The organism is Acinetobacter sp. RRD8 (genome assembly GCF_031844225.1).
Classification (GTDB): domain Bacteria; phylum Pseudomonadota; class Gammaproteobacteria; order Pseudomonadales; family Moraxellaceae; genus Acinetobacter.
In genome coordinates this window covers 1-20069 of the sequence record NZ_JAUZUU010000015.1, presented here as the reverse complement: position 1 = coordinate 20069, position 20069 = coordinate 1, and the positions used below count along the sequence as shown (strand labels likewise).

The 20069-nt window shown below is 43.0% G+C and carries 19 protein-coding genes; 9 read left to right on the top strand and 10 right to left on the bottom strand.

The annotated features are described in order from the left end of the window. Positions 1–8: 8 nt before the first annotated feature. Positions 9–254, bottom strand: coding sequence for a hypothetical protein (locus Q9R24_RS12100; protein ID WP_004645929.1), 246 nt, complete (start codon positions 252–254; stop codon positions 9–11). A 263-nt stretch (positions 255–517) separates the two neighbouring features. On the opposite strand from Q9R24_RS12100, the gene Q9R24_RS12095 reads away from it, so the two are divergent. Continuing rightward, positions 518–1315, top strand: a complete 798-nt coding sequence (locus Q9R24_RS12095; RefSeq protein ID WP_004281723.1) for a tetratricopeptide repeat protein — start codon at positions 518–520, stop codon at positions 1313–1315. An 83-nt stretch (positions 1316–1398) separates the two neighbouring features. Here Q9R24_RS12095 and Q9R24_RS12090 read toward each other — a convergent pair whose 3' ends face one another. From Q9R24_RS12090 to Q9R24_RS12080, 3 genes are all read right to left on the bottom strand, one after another. Beyond that, positions 1399–2325 (bottom strand): AEC family transporter, encoded by a 927-nt coding sequence (locus Q9R24_RS12090; RefSeq protein ID WP_243475098.1) that lies wholly within the window; start codon positions 2323–2325, stop codon positions 1399–1401. Positions 2326–2385: 60 nt separating this feature from the next. After that, a complete protein-coding gene (locus Q9R24_RS12085) occupies positions 2386–3495 on the bottom strand; it encodes an NADH:flavin oxidoreductase/NADH oxidase (RefSeq protein ID WP_311204600.1) in 1110 nt (369 codons plus the stop codon). Between the two features lie 92 nt (positions 3496–3587). After that, positions 3588–4850 carry a carbohydrate porin gene (locus tag Q9R24_RS12080; protein WP_311204599.1) on the bottom strand — a complete coding sequence of 421 codons (1263 nt, stop codon included), beginning with the start codon at positions 4848–4850 and terminating at the stop codon, positions 3588–3590. Positions 4851–5249: 399 nt separating this feature from the next. Between Q9R24_RS12080 and mutM the strand changes: the two genes are divergently transcribed. Continuing rightward, the gene (gene mutM / locus Q9R24_RS12075; protein WP_311204598.1) at positions 5250–6110 is read left to right on the top strand and encodes a bifunctional DNA-formamidopyrimidine glycosylase/DNA-(apurinic or apyrimidinic site) lyase; all 861 of its coding nucleotides are present in this window, start codon (positions 5250–5252) and stop codon (positions 6108–6110) included. Beyond that, complete coding sequence (locus tag Q9R24_RS12070; RefSeq protein ID WP_004281718.1) at positions 6107–6391, top strand: peptidylprolyl isomerase; 285 nt, start codon at positions 6107–6109, stop codon at positions 6389–6391. The genes mutM and Q9R24_RS12070 overlap by 4 nt, the downstream gene beginning before the upstream one ends. Positions 6392–6475: 84 nt before the next feature. Here Q9R24_RS12070 and mscL read toward each other — a convergent pair whose 3' ends face one another. Beyond that, the gene (mscL, locus tag Q9R24_RS12065) at positions 6476–6916 is read right to left on the bottom strand and encodes a large conductance mechanosensitive channel protein MscL (protein WP_004281717.1); all 441 of its coding nucleotides are present in this window, start codon (positions 6914–6916) and stop codon (positions 6476–6478) included. A gap of 177 nt (positions 6917–7093) precedes the next feature. Next, the gene (gene typA, locus Q9R24_RS12060) at positions 7094–8932 is read right to left on the bottom strand and encodes a translational GTPase TypA (RefSeq protein ID WP_004281716.1); all 1839 of its coding nucleotides are present in this window, start codon (positions 8930–8932) and stop codon (positions 7094–7096) included. A gap of 174 nt (positions 8933–9106) precedes the next feature. Here typA and Q9R24_RS12055 point away from each other — a divergent pair, with 174 nt between their 5' ends. From Q9R24_RS12055 to Q9R24_RS12045, 3 genes are all read left to right on the top strand, one after another. Next, a complete protein-coding gene (locus Q9R24_RS12055; RefSeq protein ID WP_004281715.1) occupies positions 9107–10477 on the top strand; it encodes a uracil-xanthine permease family protein in 1371 nt (456 codons plus the stop codon). Between the two features lie 66 nt (positions 10478–10543). After that, positions 10544–11578, top strand: coding sequence for a methyltransferase (locus Q9R24_RS12050; RefSeq protein WP_213687616.1), 1035 nt, complete (start codon positions 10544–10546; stop codon positions 11576–11578). Continuing rightward, positions 11578–13041 carry an amino acid permease gene (locus Q9R24_RS12045; RefSeq protein ID WP_305158054.1) on the top strand — a complete coding sequence of 488 codons (1464 nt, stop codon included), beginning with the start codon at positions 11578–11580 and terminating at the stop codon, positions 13039–13041. The genes Q9R24_RS12050 and Q9R24_RS12045 overlap by 1 nt, the downstream gene beginning before the upstream one ends. A gap of 52 nt (positions 13042–13093) precedes the next feature. Here Q9R24_RS12045 and Q9R24_RS12040 read toward each other — a convergent pair whose 3' ends face one another. Continuing rightward, entirely contained in the window at positions 13094–13627 is a 534-nt protein-coding gene (locus Q9R24_RS12040) for a peptidase C39 (protein ID WP_184412456.1), read from the bottom strand. A gap of 103 nt (positions 13628–13730) precedes the next feature. Continuing rightward, positions 13731–14792 (bottom strand): outer membrane protein Omp38, encoded by a 1062-nt coding sequence (gene omp38 / locus Q9R24_RS12035; RefSeq protein WP_213687617.1) that lies wholly within the window; start codon positions 14790–14792, stop codon positions 13731–13733. Positions 14793–15166: 374 nt separating this feature from the next. Here omp38 and Q9R24_RS12030 point away from each other — a divergent pair, with 374 nt between their 5' ends. The 3 genes from Q9R24_RS12030 (at position 15167) to Q9R24_RS12020 (ending at position 17584) form a co-directional block, all read left to right on the top strand. Next, entirely contained in the window at positions 15167–15688 is a 522-nt protein-coding gene (locus Q9R24_RS12030; protein WP_311204597.1) for a GspH/FimT family pseudopilin, read from the top strand. 110 nt (positions 15689–15798) lie between these two features. After that, complete coding sequence (locus Q9R24_RS12025) at positions 15799–16974, top strand: thiolase family protein (RefSeq protein ID WP_004281709.1); 1176 nt, start codon at positions 15799–15801, stop codon at positions 16972–16974. A 160-nt stretch (positions 16975–17134) separates the two neighbouring features. After that, complete coding sequence (locus tag Q9R24_RS12020) at positions 17135–17584, top strand: VOC family protein (RefSeq protein WP_004281708.1); 450 nt, start codon at positions 17135–17137, stop codon at positions 17582–17584. Positions 17585–17649: 65 nt separating this feature from the next. Here the strand turns inward: Q9R24_RS12020 and Q9R24_RS12015 are convergent, their stop codons facing one another. After that, positions 17650–18135, bottom strand: a complete 486-nt coding sequence (locus Q9R24_RS12015; protein ID WP_005106136.1) for a DUF934 domain-containing protein — start codon at positions 18133–18135, stop codon at positions 17650–17652. Next, a complete protein-coding gene (locus tag Q9R24_RS12010; protein WP_222110713.1) occupies positions 18128–19771 on the bottom strand; it encodes a nitrite/sulfite reductase in 1644 nt (547 codons plus the stop codon). Before Q9R24_RS12010 ends, Q9R24_RS12015 begins: the two co-directional genes overlap by 8 nt. Positions 19772–20069: the final 298 nt, after the last annotated feature.

The window sequence follows — 20069 nt, the reverse complement described above, 5'->3', positions numbered from 1 at the left end:
TTTTTATTTTAGAAGCCATGAAACAGCTTGTTCATGTCTTTTACCACATAATCTTTAAAATGATAGGCCCGCGCATGTTTGGCATCAAACTTTGCCGTGAGTTCACCTTTTTGAAAGACATATACTCGGTCTTCCTGACTCATCAAAAACTCTGCACCAAGTTTCATCAGCAGCGCATCAATCTTGTCTTCATCGGCAATCGATTCATCAGCATTGATTCTGTCATAGTGACGTTTAATGGTTTTGACAAACATGGTTAAATCCTGGGAGTCTGATTCAAACCGAGATTTAATCAGAGAAGTCGGCTGAAGCAAAGTAATCCTTTTGATATCTGCAGAATTGATCAGAAACCTGTGCAAATCATGCATCGATTTAATCGGTATATTGTGCTTCGATGATTTGTATTTAGTGACAAATTGTATATTTACAAAGCACAAAATCCTTTTATGATGTAAGTGAAAATGATTAAAACGGCACCAAGGAATAAGGTGCCAGCAATAATAAGGTTATAGGAACCATGAAAAAATTAGTACTCGCTACAGTTCTTGCCCTTTCTGCGCAATTCGCTCTGGCAAATACCGTAAAAGATCAAGTCGATCCCCAATTCCAAAAAGTTGAGGCCATGGTCAAAGCCAATAATTTTAAAGGTGCCTATGACGCTTTGAATCAATTGGCCAGTCAGGGAAATGCCCAAGCTTTATATAACTTAGGCTATTTGACCCAAACCGGCCAAGGTACAACCAAGGACGAGAAAAAAGCCATTCAGCTTTACGAGCAGGCAGCCAGCAAAGGCTATCCGGTGGCCAATTATGTACTGGGTAAAAACTATGCAGCCGGCACACTCGGCCTCAAACAGGATTTGGCCAAAGCCAAACAGCATCTGGAACGCGCTTCAGCAGCCAAATTTGATGATGCCAGCATTGATCTGGCCATACTGCTATTTTCTGAAAATACGACAGCGTCAAATAAAGCCGGACTACAAAAGCTGCAACCGCTGATCAGCAAAGGCAATATGCAGGCCATTCATGCCAAAGCCTTATATGACATCAGCAGCGGTTTCAAAAACAAAGATGAAAAACCGATTCAGCAAGGCCTAAGCAGCATTCAGGAACTCGCCAAAAAAGGTTATATTCCGGCGCTGATGGCAGTAGGTAATATGTTTGCCAATGGCAGTATTGTTCCGCAAAATCTGCCAGAAGCTAAGAAAATCTTTGCCGCACTGGCGCAGCAAAATGTTCCGCAGGCCAAAGAGTCTTTGGCAGCGGTAGACAAAATGCTGGCTGAGCAGAAAAAAGCGCCTGCGAAGAAAAGTTAAGTTAATTCCACAAAATTAAAATATAAAAAGCCCCATGCAATTTGGGGCTTTTTTTAGTAGCAGAGCATCCATCTGCTAAAAGATTATCCCCACCACAAGGCAATTAAGCCACTGGTCACGATAAAACCGGCAATGGTACTCATCAACAATGGCGTTAAGGTTCGATCATTCAAACCATACGCCTGTCCCAGCATGCCAAAAATCGTCGGCATCGGCAAAGCTGCAATTAGCGTACCAGCATGGACCATTTCCTGACTTAAATCAGTTAACTGGCTCAGTCCCAGATACATCAATAACGGCATCATGATATTGCTGGAAAATACCAGATAGAAACTTTGCAGGTTGACATATTTCAGACTCATTCCCACGATCCCACCTCCAATGGCAAACAAGGCCAATGGTGAGGCCGTCTGACCAATCAAGGCAAAGACCTGATCGAGATAGACTGGAATTTTAATCTGGAAAACTGCACAGGCCATGCCCAGCATCACTCCCATAAATAAGGGATTCTTTAGCAAGGTCAGTAGCACACTTTTCAAAATGGCGCCAAGGTTCGCCTGATGTTGTGTGCCCAGCGCAGCCATGACCAGCACCAGCGGAATCAGCAACACGCTTTCAATGATGACCACCAGAGAGGTATAGGTCATCGCCTGTTGTCCGATCAATAAGCTAAGCACAGCTGTACCAATCAGCCCGGTATTTGACATTGCAGCACCCAGCGACAAGACTGCACTTTGCGAATGCGTATTCTGAAAATGACGGCGCATGATCCAGAAACCGCTACCATAGAGCAGTAAGGTCACGCTGCTATACACGGCAAAGTATTCAAAATACCAGATTTCATGCAGGTCTTTGGAGGCAAGGGACTGAAAGAACAGCAAGGGCAAGGCTACTTTAATCACAAAGGCACCGACCGTCCCCACCTGTTCTTTGTTTAACACTTGACTCTTTACAGTCAGATAACCCAGCGCCAACAATAAAAATATGGGCACAATGACCGCAAAAATCATAATGCAGTATCCTCTTGCCAGTGATATTCCATTATAAGAATTTCTGAGACTAAAGCAGTGTTAAAAAGGCTCAAACAGGTGATTCAAACCATGGGGTGCAGAGCGCAGATATTGCGGTGAAATCTTGATTTTTTCCTCAAGTGCTGCCGCTGCATGCCAAGGCCAATGGGGATCATAAAGAATGGCACGAGCCAGTGCGATAGCGTCGGCTTGGCCCTTTTGTAAAATATCTTCTGCCTGCTTAGCTTCAGTAATCAAACCGACGGCAATCACGGGAATATTCACGACTTTCTTGATCGCATCTGCAAAAGGCACCTGATAATTCGGCTTCACATCAATGTTCTGTTTGGCATGTAAACCGGCACTAGAAATATGAATATAGGCAGCACCCGCAGCTTCCAGTGCTTTGGACAATTCAATTGAAGAGTCAATGGTCCAGCTATCTGGCTGATCCATCCAATCGCTGGCCGAAATACGTACTCCAATTGGATAACCTTCTGGAACCGCCGCTTTCATGGCTTGTAATACTTCCAGAGTCAGGCGAATCCGGTTTTCCAGTGAACCGCCATACTGATCATCACGTTTATTTGAAAGTGGTGACATGAACTGATGCAATAAATAACCATGCGCTGCATGCAGCTCAATCAGGTCAAAACCGGCCTCAACTGCACGTTTAGCACTTTCTGCAAAGTCAGCAATGACCTGTTCAATTTCCGACTGGCTTAAGGCTTTAGGTGGATGTTCATCGGTCTGAAAAGGAATATCACTCGCAGAAACAGTTTGCCAGCCATATGCTTCATCCGGCTTAAATTGACCTTTACCTGCCCATGGTTTATCTGTTGAGGCTTTACGTCCGGCATGTGCGAGCTGAATAGCAAAAGGCATCGGGGAGATGGATTTGACTTTTTCCAGTAAAGTCTTGATCTGCTTTGCCTGTTCGTCATTCCATAAACCCAGATCGGCATAACTGATCCGGCCTTCTGGCTGTACCGCAGTCGCTTCGACAATACATAAACCTGCACCCGATAAGGCATAGTTGGCCCATTGCTGCTCGTGCCAATAGGTAATTTCCCCCTGCTCTGTTGCAGAGTACTGACACATCGGCGCAATTACGATTTTATTTTGAAGTTGCAGTGATCCAAATTGAATAGGTTGAAATAGTAATGCCACGCTGTATTTCCTCTTTTTATTGCCCAGTTTCACTCTAAAAATAAAAACAGGCTCCCAAGAGCCTGTTTAGTTATAACGTGAACGATCAAACTTTAGAAGATGATTCGTGTAGTCAAACCGAGTACCAGTGCATCATCTACATTATTGCTTGAACCTGGATTAATGACATATTGCAGGTTTGGACGCAGCATCAGCCACTTTGTTGCGTTATAGCTATAGTTCAGTTCAATATTGTATTCTGCACTCGCATCAAAATTCAGATTCTTGATCCGGTCATTAATATGTACACGATTGACCGCCAGACCTAAAATATCATTCGGCTGGCTGTCCGCAAGACCGATATATTTCACACCAATTTGTTGTGAATTATCCACTTTGTTAGTATCGCGATCATGCCAGGTAAAGTTAGCAAATGAATGCAAACCCTGACGGCCCTGACCTATAGACGTTAACTGCTGTTCTACAGCTAACCAGCCTGCAAAGGTATGGTTTTTGGCATCAGTAGGATTGGCAATATCTTTTTGGTTGGCAACATCATCGGCCGTATTGTACATCCCGCCAACCCGGTAGCTGCCCGGCAAGCCATTCACCAATGATTTCGGTGTCCAGATCACTTCTGCCGGAATCGTCACACCATCTGCATGGTCGGTATCCAGACTCCAGCCCTGACCTTCTTTAGCGCCATTACCATTATCCGGATTAAACTCATACACACCGACTTGTACCGCAAGTTCAGGATTGAGTTGCTGCTTCACGCGCGCACCCCATTGTGCTACAGGCGTATTCATCCAGATATTGCCCTGCCATTTACCCATCTGTGCAGCACAAAATGCCGTACTGGCAAAATCACAAGCCATGACATTAAAATCCATGCCCAGACCAAGACGACCCGCCTTAATACTGAGCCCTTGGTCTTTATAATTCTTTTCAATAGACAGCTCGCTCAGACGGCTATCCTGATTACCACGCCCAAAAGTGCCTTGTACATTGGCCAGCTGTGGTGCATTAGGATCCTGCAAGTCACGAACAGAGGTACTTTGACCCTGACGTGCAGTCATCACGGCACGTACAGTGACACCATTCCATCCCGCCAGCTTTTCCATATCCAGTTGAGTACCCAGCCATAATTGGGCAGAAGTTAATGGACCTGCGCCCTCATTACGACCACCATCAGCAAGATAGGCGGTATCGGTTAACAGATTGGCTTCAAATTTAATTCCCTGTTGGGCCAGTTCTGTACGTTGACCATTCCAGTCCCCCAGTAAATACTGACCTTGTGGATCAAATGCAGATTCCGCCTGAGCGGTTGTCATGGCAGCCATTAAAGGCAATAGAGCTAGACCTAAATATTTCATGTAAAACCTAAACATTCGGAGAGAAAAACAAGCAAGGTTTTTAAATTGCTATTAGGTGCATGAATTTACATAACTTTTCATACAAATTCCCAGCATTTTTTTTATTACTCATTAAACTTTTAGTTATGCCTTAAACATAAAAATATAATTTTTATTTTAACAATTTAAAATTATTTATATATTTTTCATTAACTTATAATTTATTGATATTTTCTATGTGATTTTCTCCTAAGAAAATTTGTTATAAAAACATAGAAACCTAGTTTATTCTTTAAACAATTACAGCTTAAATAAAGATGAAATACCCAGTCATTTTCCAGCGATTTCACCCCGATTAACGCTTGCAATCCCGGCCAATTCACCCAATATTAGCTGCATCTCCCTCGCCATTGATGTGTTATGCCTGAATTACCAGAAGTTGAAACCACCAAAACCAGTTTATTGCCTTTATTGGAACAATGCGTAAAACATGTTGAAGTGCGTCAGTCAAGTTTGCGCTGGCCTATTCCGGAGAATATAGAAAAGCTGGTGGGGCAAAAATTACTGAAGCTCACTCGCCGTTCTAAATATATTCTGGCGGAGTTTGAACACGACACTATGCTCTGGCATTTGGGCATGTCGGGGAGTTTCCGTCTATGCGATGGCAATGAAGAATTACGCAAACATGACCATCTGATCATTCAGTTTGATGATATCGAACTGCGTTATCATGACCCTCGTCGTTTTGGCTGCATTCTTTGGCTGGATGCACAATCACAAAGCAAATTGATCGATACGCTGGGGCCAGAGCCCTTAAGCGAGAACTTTAATGCCAAGTATTTATTTGAAAAATTGAAGAATAAAAATGTTGGCACCAAAGTTGCAATTATGGATAACCATGTGGTGGTGGGCGTAGGCAATATTTATGCGACTGAAAGTCTGTTTAATCTGGGGATTCATCCGGCGCAACCGGCCTCGACTTTAAGCTTGATGCAGATTGAAAAGTTAGTGCTGGAAATTAAGCGCATTTTGAAACAGGCAATTGATCTGGGTGGTTCAACCTTAAGAGACTACACCAATGCCATGGGCGAAAATGGCTATTTTCAGCAAACCCTGCTAGCTTATGGCCGTGCCGGTGAAATGTGTGTGAACTGCGAGACCACGCTTGAAAATATTAAATTGGGGCAACGGGCTTCAGTTTTTTGTCCTGAATGCCAACCTTTGAAAAAGATCCATCTCCCTGTCAAAAAAGTGGCAACTGTACGAGGGAAAAAGTCATGAAAACAGCCATTGTGCGTCATATTCTAGTTAAAGATAAAGAAACCGCTGAGCAGCTTAAAAAAAAGATTTTAAGTGGTGCCGACTTTAATAAAATCGCAAAACAGTATTCAACCTGTAATTCTGCCAAACGTGGCGGTGAGCTAGGTGAAGTGAAGAAAGGCCAACTGGTTCCAGTGATTGATAAACTGGTATTTACTGCCGCTGAACGTGTATTACATGGCCCGGTCAAAAGCCAGTTTGGTTTTCATTTGGTCGAAATCAAGTTTCGGATGGATTTTTAATATTTATAAATCCCTCCTTACCTCCCTTTGACAAAGGGAGGAGTTCCCCCTTTATAAAAGGGGGATTTAGGAGGATTAGAAAAATTAGACTTGAGGTGGACGCTTTTTCAATTCATCACGAATTTCACGCAGCAATTCAATATCGGCTGGAGTAGTCGGAGTTTCCTCGACTGGGCCTTCTTGTTTACGTAAACGGTTCATGAATTTCACCAATAAAAATACGACCCAAGCCAAAATTAAGAAGTTAATTAAAATCGTTAAAAAGTTACCATAAGTCAGTACATTCACACCCGCCTTAGTCAAGGCATCCAAAGATTGTAAATTGTCTGGGTTTCTTCCTAAGATAAAGAATTTTTGCGTAAAATCGACGCCACCACCGGTGATCACGGTAATTAAAGGCATAATGATGTCTTTCACCAATGAATCGATGATCTTGCTAAAAGCACCACCGATGATGACACCAATCGCTAGATCCATCATATTGCCTTTGATCGCAAACTCTTTAAATTCTTGAATAATACTCATAACTGCTCCCATATTTTATTTTCAAGTTTTGGGTCAAATTATACCTGAGTAAATACTTTTAATTTTGACTTAATTTAATGCGTTTTAGTAAATTATGATTTAAGCATAACGTAAATATAAAAAAACCGTAATCTTCGAAAAAATTACGGTTTTTGAAAACCCGAAATAATCTAGCGATTATTTACCTGAACGGTTACGTTTACGTTCGTTTTCAGTCAAGAAACGCTTACGGATACGGATTGACTTAGGTGTTACTTCTACTAGTTCATCATCTTCAATAAACTCAAGCGCTTGCTCAAGTGTATATTCAATCGCAGGAACCAGCGTTAACGCATCATCAGTACCAGAAGCACGTACGTTCGTTAACTGTTTTGCTTTAGTCGGGTTAACTGTCATGTCGTCTGAACGAGAGTTAATACCGATGATCATACCTTCATAAACTTCTAACTGTGGTTTCGCGAATAGACGACCACGGTCTTGAAGTGTGAACAGTGCATAGCCCAAGCAAGTACCTTGAACCATAGAAATCAATACACCGTTTTGACGTTTTGCAACAGTACCTTGCTTCATTGGACCGTAGTGCGAGAAGCTAGACGTCATGATCCCTGTACCAGAAGTCATGGTCAGGAATTCAGAACGGAAACCAATCAGACCGCGTGAAGGAACAGTGGCTTCAATACGGATACGGCCTTTACCGTCGACTTCCATATTGGTCATTTCGCCTTTACGGTGACCCATTTGTTCCATTACAGCGCCTTGATGCTGTTCTTCAACGTCAAAAGTAACGTTTTCGTATGGCTCTTGTTTTTCACCATCAATTTCTTTGATGATTACTTGTGGACGAGATACGCCCATTTCGAAGCCTTCGCGACGCATGTTTTCAATCAGAACTGAAAGGTGAAGCTCACCACGACCAGATACTTTGAAACGGTCTGGACTGTCAGTATCTTCAACACGTAATGCTACGTTGTGAATCAATTCGCGGTCTAGACGTTCACGGATATTACGTGAAGTTACGAACTTACCTTCTTTACCAGCAAACGGTGAGTTGTTTACCTGGAATGTCATCGATACTGTAGGTTCATCTACAGACAATGGCGGTAAAGCTTCAACATTTTTCGGATCACAGATGGTGTCAGAAATGTTAAGTGCATCGATACCCGTTACACAAACGATATCGCCTGCAGAAGCTTCTTCAACGTCAACGCGATCTAGACCATGATAACCCATGATTTTTAAGATACGGCCGTTACGTGTTTTGCCATCTTTATCGATTACAGTTACTTGTGTGTTTAATTTCACTGAACCGCGTTGGATACGACCAATACCGATAACGCCTACGAAGCTGTTATAGTCAAGTGAAGATACTTGCATTTGGAATGGACCGTCAACGTCAACCGCTGGTGGTTCAACGATGTCTACGATCGTTTGGAACAACGGAGTCATATCTTCAGCAAGTTCTTCTGGAGAAGGACCAGCAACACCACGAAGGCCTGAAGCATAAACAACTGGGAAGTCTAACTGTTCGTCAGAAGCACCCAAGTTATCGAACAAATCAAATACTTGGTCAATTACCCAGTCTGGACGCGCGCTTGGCTTGTCGACTTTGTTAATAATCACGATTGGTTTCAAACCACGTGCGAACGCTTTTTGCGTTACGAAACGAGTTTGTGGCATCGGGCCTTCTTGTGAGTCTACAAGAAGAAGTACGCAGTCAACCATCGACATTACACGTTCAACTTCACCACCGAAGTCGGCGTGTCCCGGGGTGTCCACGATGTTAATGCGGTATTCAGTATTGGTACGTTCATCTAACCATTTGATTGCAGTGTTTTTTGCAAGAATGGTAATACCACGTTCGCTTTCAATAGCGCCAGAATCCATGACACGCTCGATCTCACCCGCGCGATCACCGAGAGCACCTGATTGTTGCAAAAGTTTGTCTACAAGAGTGGTTTTACCATGATCGACGTGCGCAATAATGGCGATGTTACGGAGAGTTTTAATATCTGACATGTAAATTCAATGCGTATGTAATTTGAGGGCAAATTATACAGAAAAATACAAAACTTTTATAGTCACTGTAACCACACTCCTCAACTTTTTTTGCTCCGTTGAGGCTTTTTTGATTTTGTAAAGACGTGTAACTCGATTAGAATAGCGCCACCCAGCCTTAATTTGCATTGACACATGTCTGATTTTAATCAATCTCCTCCTTCTAAAGATCAACTTGACCTGGTATATGGTCTGGAAGATCGACCAAAACCATTAATTGCTTTTTTAGCTGCATTCCAGCACTTACTGGCGATTATTGTCCCGATTGTGACCCCTGGCCTGCTGATTTGTTTGGCGCTCGGTGTTTCCAAAGAAGACACCAACATGATTTTGTCCATGTCCTTGGTGATCTCGGGTATCGCGACTTTTTTACAGTCTAAAAAAGTGGGGCCATTTGGTGCCGGTCTGCTGATTGTCCAAGGAACCAGCTTTAACTTCATCGGTCCAATTATTGGTATTGGTTCAGCCATGGTGGCTGCAGGCACACCTGTAGAAGCAGTCATGGCTTCTATTTTTGGTGTGGTGATTGCAGGTGCATTTATTGAAATGGGCGTGTCACAAATTCTGCCTTGGATCAAAAAACTGATTACCCCTTTGGTCACCGGTATTGTCGTGCTGCTGATTGGTTTGACCTTAATTAAAGAAGGTTTAATCAGTATGGGCGGTGGTTATCAGGCCATGAGCGATAAAACTTTTGCCAATGCTGACAACCTGATCATGTCTTGTACCGTCTTGGCGTTGATTATTATTCTGAACCGTATCCGGATTACCTGGGTAAAAAGTTCTGCCATTTTGATCGCCCTGATCTGTGGTTATGTTCTGGCAGGCTTTATGGGCCATCTGGATTTCTCTGGTCTGAAAGATGCACCACTGGTACAGATTCCAACCCCAATGCATTTCGGTTTAAGCTTCTCCTGGAGTCTGTTTATTCCGATGGCATTCATTTATCTGGTGACGTCTTTAGAAGCGATTGGTGATATCACTGCGACTTCAAAGCTTTCCAACCAGCCAGTTGATGGTCCAAAATGGATGCAGCGCATTAAAGGCGGTGTACTGGTGAATGGCGCGAATTCATTCCTTGCCGGTATTTTTAACACCTTCCCAAGTTCAGTATTTGCACAGAACAATGGTGTAATTCAGTTGACGGGTGTAGCGAGTCGTTATGTCGGCATCTGGATTGCTGCTTTGCTGGTTATTCTTGGTTTGTTGCCTGCAGTTGCTGGTATTATTCAGGCCGTTCCGCAAGCGGTACTGGGTGGTGCAGTGATGGTGATGTTTGGTGCAGTCGCAGCCTCTGGTATTAACATTCTGTCTGGTGTCCATCTGGACCGTCGTGCCCTGCTGATTATTGCGATTTCATTAGCACTGGGTTTAGGTGTTGCACAAGTTCCACAAATTCTTGAACATCTTCCTGAGTTATTCCGTAATATCTTTAGCTCAGGCGTTGCTACTGGTGGTATCGCTGCCCTTATTCTGAATGTAGTACTTCCTGAAACAAAGAAGTAATTTCATGTCCAAAGAACACTGTCTAGGTCAGACTTAGGCAGTGTTCTTTATATTGGAGAGATACCTATGGATCCTAAAAGCGAAGTTTTATTAAGACAATATGATTTTTTGTCGGGTCGCATCTTACTGATTAATGCACCAACAGATGATCTGCTCGCTGAATTCGATGCCTCTATCAATCCCGCTGTCTGGACATGGAATTTTAACGATTTTCAATATTTCCAGTCACAACAAGCAGATGTGCATTTTGGTGCAGAGATGCCTGAAGCTGAGTTTGATCAGGCAGTTATTTTTGTACCCAAGTCTAAAGAACTGTTGAATTATTTACTGCACACCGTGGCAGCGCAGCTTAAACCGGGTAGCAGTGTTTTTCTGGTCGGTGAAAAGAAAGGCGGGATAGAACGCGCAGCCAAACAGTTGCAGCCTTTTGGTAAAACACTCAAACTTGACAGCGCGCGTCATTGCCAGCTTTGGCAATTGGTTCTAGAACATACGGTCGAGAAAAAAGCACTTGCAGACTGGGCACAGCGTTATACCGTATCGACACCAAATGGCGACCTGAATATTTGTGCACTTCCAGGCGTCTTTAGTCAAAACCGTTTGGATGTAGGAACTGCCACCCTATTACCTTATTTGTCACAAGTCACTTCAGGTAAAATTGCCGACTTTGGGTGTGGCGCAGGTGTAATTAGTGCGTATCTGGCAAAGTTGAATCCGAAAAACCGGATTTTTGCCATGGATGTCGATGCCTTTGCGCTAGCCTCCACACAAATGACCTTTGAAGAAAACCAGCTCATTCCTGAACAGATTGAAATCAAAGCGGTTAAAGGCATTGAGGATGCACCCTTGTTCTTGCATGCCATTGTGAGTAATCCGCCTTTTCATCTGGGAATCGAGACCGATTACACGGCAAGCGAAACCTTGTGTAAAACCTCGCGTCGTCATTTAAAATCAGGCGGTGAGCTTTGGATCGTGGCTAACCGTTTCTTGAACTACCCGACCCTGATTGAACAAAACTTTGGTCGCTGCACAGTAAAAGCGGATCAACAAGGCTTTAAAGTGCTCTTCGCCAGCACTCAAAAAAATGTTAAGGAATCATGATGAGCGAAACGCAAAACACGATGCAGCTGCAGCGTAAGCTGGGTGCTCGTCATCTGAATATGATTGCCATTGGCGGATCCATTGGTACAGGTTTATTCCTGGCCTCAGGGGCGACCATTGCCAACGCTGGACCAGGTGGTGCACTACTTGCATATATACTGATTGGGATCATGATTTATTTCCTGATGACCAGTCTAGGCGAGCTTGCCACACACAACCCGACCTCAGGTGCATTTTTCACTTACGGCACCAAATATGTCGAAGGTGGTTTTGGTTTCGCTCTGGGCTGGAACTACTGGTACAACTGGGCCATTACCGTGGCTTTTGAGCTGGTTGCCGTTCAGTTTATTATGAAATTCTGGTTTCCAGATATTCCGGGCGTGTACTGGAGTGCCATTTTCCTGGCCATTATTTTCGGGATTAATGCCCTGACGGTAAAAGGCTTTGGCGAATCTGAATTTTTCTTTTCTCTGGTTAAAGTTCTCGCGATCATTGCTTTTATCATCATCGGGATCTGGATGATCGTGAAGATCATGCTGACCCCGGGTGCAGAAGCATTTGCCAACTGGAGCATTGGTGATGCACCCTTTGTCGGTGGTTTCCAGGCATTAATTGGCGTGGCGATGATTGCCGGATTCTCTTTCCAGGGTACCGAAATGGTCGGTGTGGCGGCAGGTGAATCGAAAGATCCAAAGAAAACCATTCCGGTCGCCATCAAACAGATTTTCTGGCGTATCCTTCTGTTTTATATCGTGTGTATTTTCATTATCGGCACCTTGATTGCCTATAATGACCCACGTTTATTACAGGCCGCTGCAACAGATAATATTGCGCTTTCGCCATTCACCTTATTGTATGAAAAAGCCGGTTTTGCCTTTGCCGCCAGTATCATGAATGCAGTGATCCTGACCGCTATTCTATCTGCGGGTAATTCTGGCATGTATTCATCTACCCGTATGCTGTTTGATATGTCGCGTAAAGGCAGTGCACCTAAAATGTTTGCGCGTCTGGACCCGCGTGGTGTGCCAATGAATGCACTCTATGCCACTACGGCGATCGCAGCTCTATGCTTCCTGACTACTTTCTTTGGTGAACAGGAAGTCTTTAACTGGCTGCTAAACATGTCAGGGATGTGTGGCTTTATTGTCTGGCTCGGGATTGCCATTTCACATTACCGCTTCCGCAAAGGTTATTTGGCTCAAGGATATAAACTGGAAGATCTGGCTTATCGCGCTAAATTCTTTCCTTTTGCTCCTTGGTTTGCATTTATCCTGTGTGCGATTGTTGTTCTCGGACAGAACTATCAGGATGTTTTGGCCGGTCAATGGATGGGTGTGTTATCGACCTATATCAGTATTCCGCTATTCCTAGCGATTTGGTTCGGCTACAAATGGAAGAAAAAAACCAAACTGGTCTCTTATCAAGAGATGGATGTGCAGCCGATGAAACTTGATCAGGAATAAAAAATTATTCATTAAAAAAATCAGCTTACGGGCTGATTTTTTATTTCTTGAATTAACTATGACGCATCACAAAATTGCGATCATCAATCACAATCACTTGCTGGCAAATTCCTTCTGCTTGACGCTGCTGCTCAAATACCTGGGCTGGCATAGCATCAAAACTGTCAAAGAAACTGATTTCGTTCTCATCGATTGTATAGATCAGTGAATGATTGCCTACCCCGTCTAAGGTGTCGTAGAACACTATCACGAAGCAGCCCGCTTCAACCTGCTGCTGAATCTCTGCATAAAAGATCACACGCTGTTCCACAGGTATTTTAAGTTTCTCAGCTTGTTGATAAAACTCAAGCTCAACCGGCTGTTTGTCTGCATCATATTCACTAAAAAAAGTGACATCCAGTCCTAAGGTCCGCAAAGCAACAGCAAGGGCAATAGTTGAAGTTCCCATCTCGGGATCATGGCGACAGAGCTGAACCAAGTCCGGAATATGCAGATCAATCCCATAATGATGAAAAATCATCCAAATCGAAAAAATTCCGCTATTGGCTTCCAGATTTTGCAAGTCTTCAGGAATTTCGACACTCATATTTTTACTCAACGACATCTTAACAGGCTAAGTGTAGTCAAAATACAGACATAAAAAAAGCAGCTCCGAAGAGCTGCCTTTTTAATGAGTGTTCAATAATGAATTATTGAGCAACTGGTTGTTCAGCTAAAACAGTACGGCTACCAGTGATTGTCGCGAATACACGACGGTTCATAGCACGACCTTCTTTAGTGTTGTTGTCTGCAATCGGTTGATCCCAAGCAAAACCTTGAGTAGACAAACGAGATGCATCAACGTTGTATTCGTTCACAAGTGAAGATTTAACAGAGTTAGCACGCGCTAGAGATAGACGTTCGTTCAATGCACGTGGACCAGTGTTGTCAGTGTGACCTTCGATGCGAGCAGTAGCATTTGGATATTCAACTAACTTCTCAGCAACTTTTGCGATTTCTGGTTTGTATTGATCTTTGATGTTTGATTTGTTGGTATCAAAGAACACACGAAGTTCCATGTTCAGGTCTTCAGTCAACTCTTGTGGAGCTGGAGCAACCGGAGTTACAGGCTCAACTGGAGCAACTTCTACAACAGGAGCAGCTGGTTTCAAACGGCCACCTAGAACTACGTTAAGACCAGCAAGTGCTGTATAGTTCCAGAATTTTTCGTCAAAATGGTAAGTACCACGAGCTTCTGTACGTAGCGCCAATGCATCGTTGATATGCCAGAATGCACCGATACCTGCGTTACCTAGAGTACCTTCTTCTTCAAGACCACGACCAACGCGACCTAATTGAGCTTCAGTAGCACCATCAAATTCATATTTGTAGTGACCCGCACCTAGAAGCATGTATGGCTTCACTTTGCTGTCATAATTGCCAGTAAAAACATCAGAAGTTGCATAGAAGTTACCTGCAATGTTTTGACCTTTGTATTCAGCACCAGCTAGCTCAGCCATATCGCCTTTAACCTGGCTATATTCAGCTTCAAAACCTAACCATGGCGTTAATTCAACACCAATAGCAGCACCTACAAATAAATCATCTTCCATTTGACCAGAAGTTGTTAACTCACCATCGTCACCGCCATTGTTGTGCTGAGTGTCTTGGAAGGTATAACCTAACATCAACGGAGTAACAGTTACGCCTGCATTGGCAGCAGCAAAAGGTGCAGCTACAAGCATAGCTAAAGCAATACGACTCATTTTCATGGATTTATCCTCCAGAGATAACAATTGTTGTTCAAGCTCAAGCCCGTAATAGGCCATCCTGAGATAGGCTTTTTATTACCCCAGTATTATTTTTAAGCTATTCACATGGCATCATACAAACACTTTATTATTTTTCCAAGTGCTTGATTAATCTAATCAAGTAAATTATTGACAAAATTACTTACAATTTCCGTTGTAATTCAGTAATTTTTTACTCAATTTTTTATTCTGAATGACCTATTGTGATTGCCAATTATATTTAACAGCTTTCTTGAAACTTAAGTAAGCACTGATTTACACGCTCAATAAAGCATAAAAAACGTATAATTAATAACATCTTTATTATAAAAATAATATATAAATCAGGTAACTCTATGTATAAAAAAATAACAAGAGCATTCACTATTGTTGAGTTAATTATCTGTATTGCAATGATTGCAATTCTCGTCAGTATCGCCCTACCGTACTTCCATGACTATCGATCCAAACAGGAAGCCAAAAATATTCCGATCAAATTATCTCAAATTAATCGCTATGCACGTAGCCAGGCTGCAGTGTTTCATCAAAATATTGTGATCTGCCCGAGCCAAGATTCTCTCAGTTGCCAAGCCAATCAATGGAACAAGAACATGCTGGTTTTTATCGATAAAAACAAAAATAGGCAAGTGGATGTAGACGAACAAATTTTACATATTGATGTACTTAACCTCAAATACGGCAACCTGAGTTGGCGAGGAACTTTGAGTTTACCGAGTGTCACTTATCAAGCGCACACTGCCTTGCCGATTGGTTCAAATGGTAGTTTTTATTATTGTTCTACCCATCTTTCTAACCAACAGCGTATTGTACTCAGCAAAATGGGGCATATCCGGATCGAAAGTCTCTCGTCTTGCTAACAGAACTATCCAGTTTATGCTTCTCTGCGTTTAACGCTTCAATCCTGAGTTTTTTTCAATATACTGCTTAAGTCTGAAAAATTGATTAAAACTCATACGGAGAGAGAACAATGACTGACATCGTAATTGTCAATGGTGCACGTACAGCCATGGGTGGCTTCCAGGGGAGTCTTGCCAGTGTAACTGCGCCAGAACTCGGTGCGGTCACCATTAAAGAAGCAATTGCCCGTGCGGGTCTGCAACCAGCAGATATTGAAGAAGTCATTATGGGCTGTGTCCTTCCGGCAGGCTTAAAGCAAGGCCCTGCACGTCAAGCGATGCGTCAAGCTGGTCTTCCAGATTCTACTGGTGCTGTGACCATTAATAAATTATGTGGTTCAGGCATGAAAGCCGTCATGCAGGCTGCTGACATGATTAAAGCAGGTTCTGCTGAAATCGTGGTTGCCGGTGGTATGGAATCCATGACCAATGCACCTTATGTATTGCCAAAAGCGCGTGGCGGTTTCCGTATGGGTCACGGTGAAATCAAGGACCATATGTTTCTGGATGGCTTGGAAGATGCTGAAACAGGTCGTTTGATGGGTTCATTTGCCCAAGATATGGCAAATACCAAAGGCTATACCCGCGAGCAGATGGATGATTTTGCGATTCGCTCATTAAAGCGTGCGCAAACTGCGGTCAATGAAGGCTACTTTGCTGATGAAATCGTGCCTGTAACAGTTAAAAACCGTAAAGGCGATGTGGTTGTTGATAAAGATGAGCAACCATTTAATGCCAACATCGATAAAATTCCAACTTTACGTCCAGCGTTTGCTAAAGACGGTACGATTACGGCGGCTAATGCCAGCTCGATTTCAGATGGTGCATCAGCTTTAGTAATTACCTCGGCTGACAATGCAGCAGCAAAAGGTTTAAATCCTTTAGCCAAAATTGTGGCCTATGCATCGAATTCTCAACATCCATCTGAATTTACCATTGCTCCAGTCGGTGCAATCCAGAAAGTACTGGATAAAACCGGATGGACCGCTTCTGATGTCGACCTTTGGGAAATCAATGAAGCCTTTGCCATGGTCACCATGTGCCCAATGGATGAGTTCAAGCTAGATCCTGAAAAAGTCAACATCAATGGTGGTGCATGCGCACTCGGCCATCCTGTGGGTTCAACCGGTTCGCGTATTATCCTGACTTTGATTCATGCACTAAAACGTACCGGTGGAAAAAAAGGGATTGCAGCCCTGTGTATTGGTGGTGGTGAAGCAACTGCTGTAGCGATTGAATTACTCTAACCTCTTTCCTCACCCCCATCCCTCTCCCATAAGGAGAGGGAGTTAAAAACCCTCCTGATCTGGAGGATTTTTTTCGCTTACATTTTGATAAAGCTTGCTCGCGCAAAATACCACAAAGTGGCGTAGATTAAAGCAAGCAAAATAAAAAGGGAGTTCTCCCATGCAACTGAATCATTACCTCAATTTCCAAGGTCAGGCTGAAGCAGCCTTTAACTTTTATAAATCAGTTTTTGGAGGCGAATTTTCAAGTCTGAGTCGTTATGGTGAAATGCCAACTGAAGAAGGTGTCACACTGTCGGAAGTGGATAAAAATAAAATCTTGCATATCTCACTTCCCATTAACGAATTTACAGAACTGATGGCATCCGATACGAATGATCAATTTTGCGCGCAAACCAATACCGTGTTTACGCAAGGTAATAACCACTATATTTCCATTAACTTAGACGCTAGCGAACAAGCTGAAGCACAACGACTCTTTGATGCTTTATCGGTGAATGGTCAAATTGAGATGCCGCTAGAAAGAACCTTTTGGGGCGCACTTTATGCCGCCTTTAGCGATCAGTTTGGAATCCACTGGATGATCAACTGTCAACTTGAAGAAAATTAAAGGTTTTTATCAAGACATAAAAAAGCCGGAATCAATCCGGCTTTTTGACAGTAACTTAATTTAAATTATGCACCTGTTTGATAATGTGCCTGTGCAACCGCAGTCGATGCCTGATACGGATTTCTGAAATCATTCAAACCAGCAGCAGCTTCCTGAATATCCTTACCTTCTTTAATCACAAAAGTATCGAAACCAGAACGCTTCATGTAATTCAGTACATCTTTGAATACATCTCCAGTAGCACGCAATTCGCCCTGGAAACCCTGACGGCGAAGAAGTGCTGCAAATGAATAACCACGGCCATCATTAAAACCGGCAAACTCAATAAAGATTGCATCGAGCTGATCGAGCGGAAAATCATTGGTTTCAGGCGAAGCATCTACAGTTAAGTACAATGCTTTTTTGCCTGTCACATTGGTAATTTGATCTAACTGTTCAACAGTTAATACCACATCACCCTGAGGCAAAACACCATCTTCACCCATCAATTGATAGGTATTGTCTGCAATCGTGCCATCTTTAGAGAGTACTTGAAGTGCGGTATTAAGCATATGCACGCTCCTTAAATGGTTGAATGCCGACACGGCGATAAGTATCGATAAACTCTTCACCATCCTGACGCAGATCAAGATAAGTATTCAGAATTTCTTCTACGATATCCGGCACGACTTCGGCTGCAAATGATGGGCCAAGAATGTCACCAATCGAAGCATCATGATCGGCATTACCGCCTAAAGTGATCTGGTAGAATTCTGCACCTTTCTTGTCTACACCTAAAATACCGATGTTACCCACGTGGTGATGACCACAGGCATTCATACAACCTGAAATATTCAGATCCAGTTTACCTAGGTTATAAATCGTATCCAGATCATCAAAACGGCGGGAAATCGCTTCAGAAATCGGAATGGATTTCGCATTGGCCAATGAACAGAAGTCACCGCCTGGGCAGCAGATGATGTCGGTCAAGAAACCGATATGCGCACGTGCCAGGTTATTTTGGTCAAGGGTTTGCCATACAGCGAACAAATCTTTTTGTGGTACATCGACCAGGGAAATGTTTTGTTCATGCGTGGTACGCAGCTCACCGAAAGTGTACTGATCGGCAAGGTCTGCAATCAGGTTCATTTCTTCGGTGCTGACATCACCCGGTGCAATTCCGGCACGTTTCAGTGAAATCGTCACAATACGATAACCTTTCACTTTATGTGCATTGGTATTGATATTGAACCACTGTTTGAATTTCGGATATTGCGCGAACAATTCAGTGAAATCTTCATCTGCATAATCTTGATAATCGAATGGCGTGAAGTTCTCATCCATTTTCGCCAAGGTGTCTGTATCGATTTTCAGTGTTTTAATCGTATGCTCAAATTCAGCTTCAACTTTCTCGGCAAATACTGCTGGTGTTAAAGCTTTTACCAGAATCTTGATACGTGCTTTATATTTGTTGTCGCGACGGCCATGCAAGTTATACACACGAAGGACTGCTTCCAGATAAGCAATCAGGTCTTCACGCGGCAAGAACTCACGGATAAAGCTACCAATCACTGGCGTACGGCCGAGACCACCACCGACTTTGATTTTATAGCCCATTTCGCCTGCTTCATTACGCACAATATACACACCGATATCGTGGAATGCAGTGGCTGCACGGTCAGTTTCTTCAAGCGCAGAGACTGCAATCTTGAATTTACGTGGCAAGAAAGCAAATTCCGGATGGAAGGTTGACCATTGACGGATCAATTCACAAGTCGGACGTGGATCGGCAATTTCACCTGCAACCACACCTGCATACTGGTCCGTCGTGGTATTACGGATACAGTTACCTGAAGTCTGAATCGCATGCATTTGCACAGTCGCCAGTTCAGCCAACATATCTGGCACGTTTTCAAGCGCTGGCCAGTTAAACTGGATGTTTTGACGGGTCGAAATATGCGCGTAGCCACGGTCATATTCTTTTGCCAAATCAGCCACTTTACGAAGTTGTTTTGAGTTCATCAAACCATATGGCACGGCAATACGTAACATTGGCGCATAACGCTGTACGTACAGACCATTTTGCAGACGAAGCGGACGATACTCATCTTCAGTGAGTTTACCGGCTAAATAACGTTCCGTTTGGTCACGGAACTGTGCAACACGTTCATTAATCAGTTGCTGATCGAAATCAGTATATAAATACATGGCGTACAGCTAGTAGTTTCTATTATATCGCTGGCAAGGATAGCGAGATTGAACCTATCAATAAAATGCTTTTTATACATATTTCATAGCGGTTTTATTGATAAGCCTGTCAAAGTTTCACGGATCTCAGTATTTATAGCATTCGATTAAATTTAAAGTAATAATGATGAAAATCTTCAATTATTATTACTTATTTTCATATAGGAAAAATTTCCTCTCATTTCATTAATAATCTAGGATCTGTTGACATTTACTGTTCATAATTAACCCTATAAAGGTAGCCATAAAAATATACAGG

Bases quoted from the DNA above. Each gene is read 5' to 3' on its own strand.
- Q9R24_RS12100 (WP_004645929.1), bottom strand. From the start codon at position 254: ATGTTTGTCAAAACCATTAAACGTCACTATGACAGAATCAATGCTGAT.
- Q9R24_RS12095 (WP_004281723.1), top strand. From the start codon at position 518: ATGAAAAAATTAGTACTCGCTACAGTTCTTGCCCTTTCTGCGCAATTC.
- Q9R24_RS12090 (WP_243475098.1), bottom strand. From the start codon at position 2,325: ATGATTTTTGCGGTCATTGTGCCCATATTTTTATTGTTGGCGCTGGGT.
- Q9R24_RS12080 (WP_311204599.1), bottom strand. From the start codon at position 4,850: ATGAAATATTTAGGTCTAGCTCTATTGCCTTTAATGGCTGCCATGACA.
- mutM (WP_311204598.1), top strand. From the start codon at position 5,250: ATGCCTGAATTACCAGAAGTTGAAACCACCAAAACCAGTTTATTGCCT.
- Q9R24_RS12070 (WP_004281718.1), top strand. From the start codon at position 6,107: ATGAAAACAGCCATTGTGCGTCATATTCTAGTTAAAGATAAAGAAACC.
- mscL (WP_004281717.1), bottom strand. From the start codon at position 6,916: ATGAGTATTATTCAAGAATTTAAAGAGTTTGCGATCAAAGGCAATATG.
- typA (WP_004281716.1), bottom strand. From the start codon at position 8,932: ATGTCAGATATTAAAACTCTCCGTAACATCGCCATTATTGCGCACGTC.
- Q9R24_RS12055 (WP_004281715.1), top strand. From the start codon at position 9,107: ATGTCTGATTTTAATCAATCTCCTCCTTCTAAAGATCAACTTGACCTG.
- Q9R24_RS12050 (WP_213687616.1), top strand. From the start codon at position 10,544: ATGGATCCTAAAAGCGAAGTTTTATTAAGACAATATGATTTTTTGTCG.
- Q9R24_RS12045 (WP_305158054.1), top strand. From the start codon at position 11,578: ATGAGCGAAACGCAAAACACGATGCAGCTGCAGCGTAAGCTGGGTGCT.
- Q9R24_RS12040 (WP_184412456.1), bottom strand. From the start codon at position 13,627: ATGAGTGTCGAAATTCCTGAAGACTTGCAAAATCTGGAAGCCAATAGC.
- omp38 (WP_213687617.1), bottom strand. From the start codon at position 14,792: ATGAAAATGAGTCGTATTGCTTTAGCTATGCTTGTAGCTGCACCTTTT.
- Q9R24_RS12030 (WP_311204597.1), top strand. From the start codon at position 15,167: ATGTATAAAAAAATAACAAGAGCATTCACTATTGTTGAGTTAATTATC.
- Q9R24_RS12025 (WP_004281709.1), top strand. From the start codon at position 15,799: ATGACTGACATCGTAATTGTCAATGGTGCACGTACAGCCATGGGTGGC.
- Q9R24_RS12020 (WP_004281708.1), top strand. From the start codon at position 17,135: ATGCAACTGAATCATTACCTCAATTTCCAAGGTCAGGCTGAAGCAGCC.
- Q9R24_RS12015 (WP_005106136.1), bottom strand. From the start codon at position 18,135: ATGCTTAATACCGCACTTCAAGTACTCTCTAAAGATGGCACGATTGCA.
- Q9R24_RS12010 (WP_222110713.1), bottom strand. From the start codon at position 19,771: ATGTATTTATATACTGATTTCGATCAGCAACTGATTAATGAACGTGTT.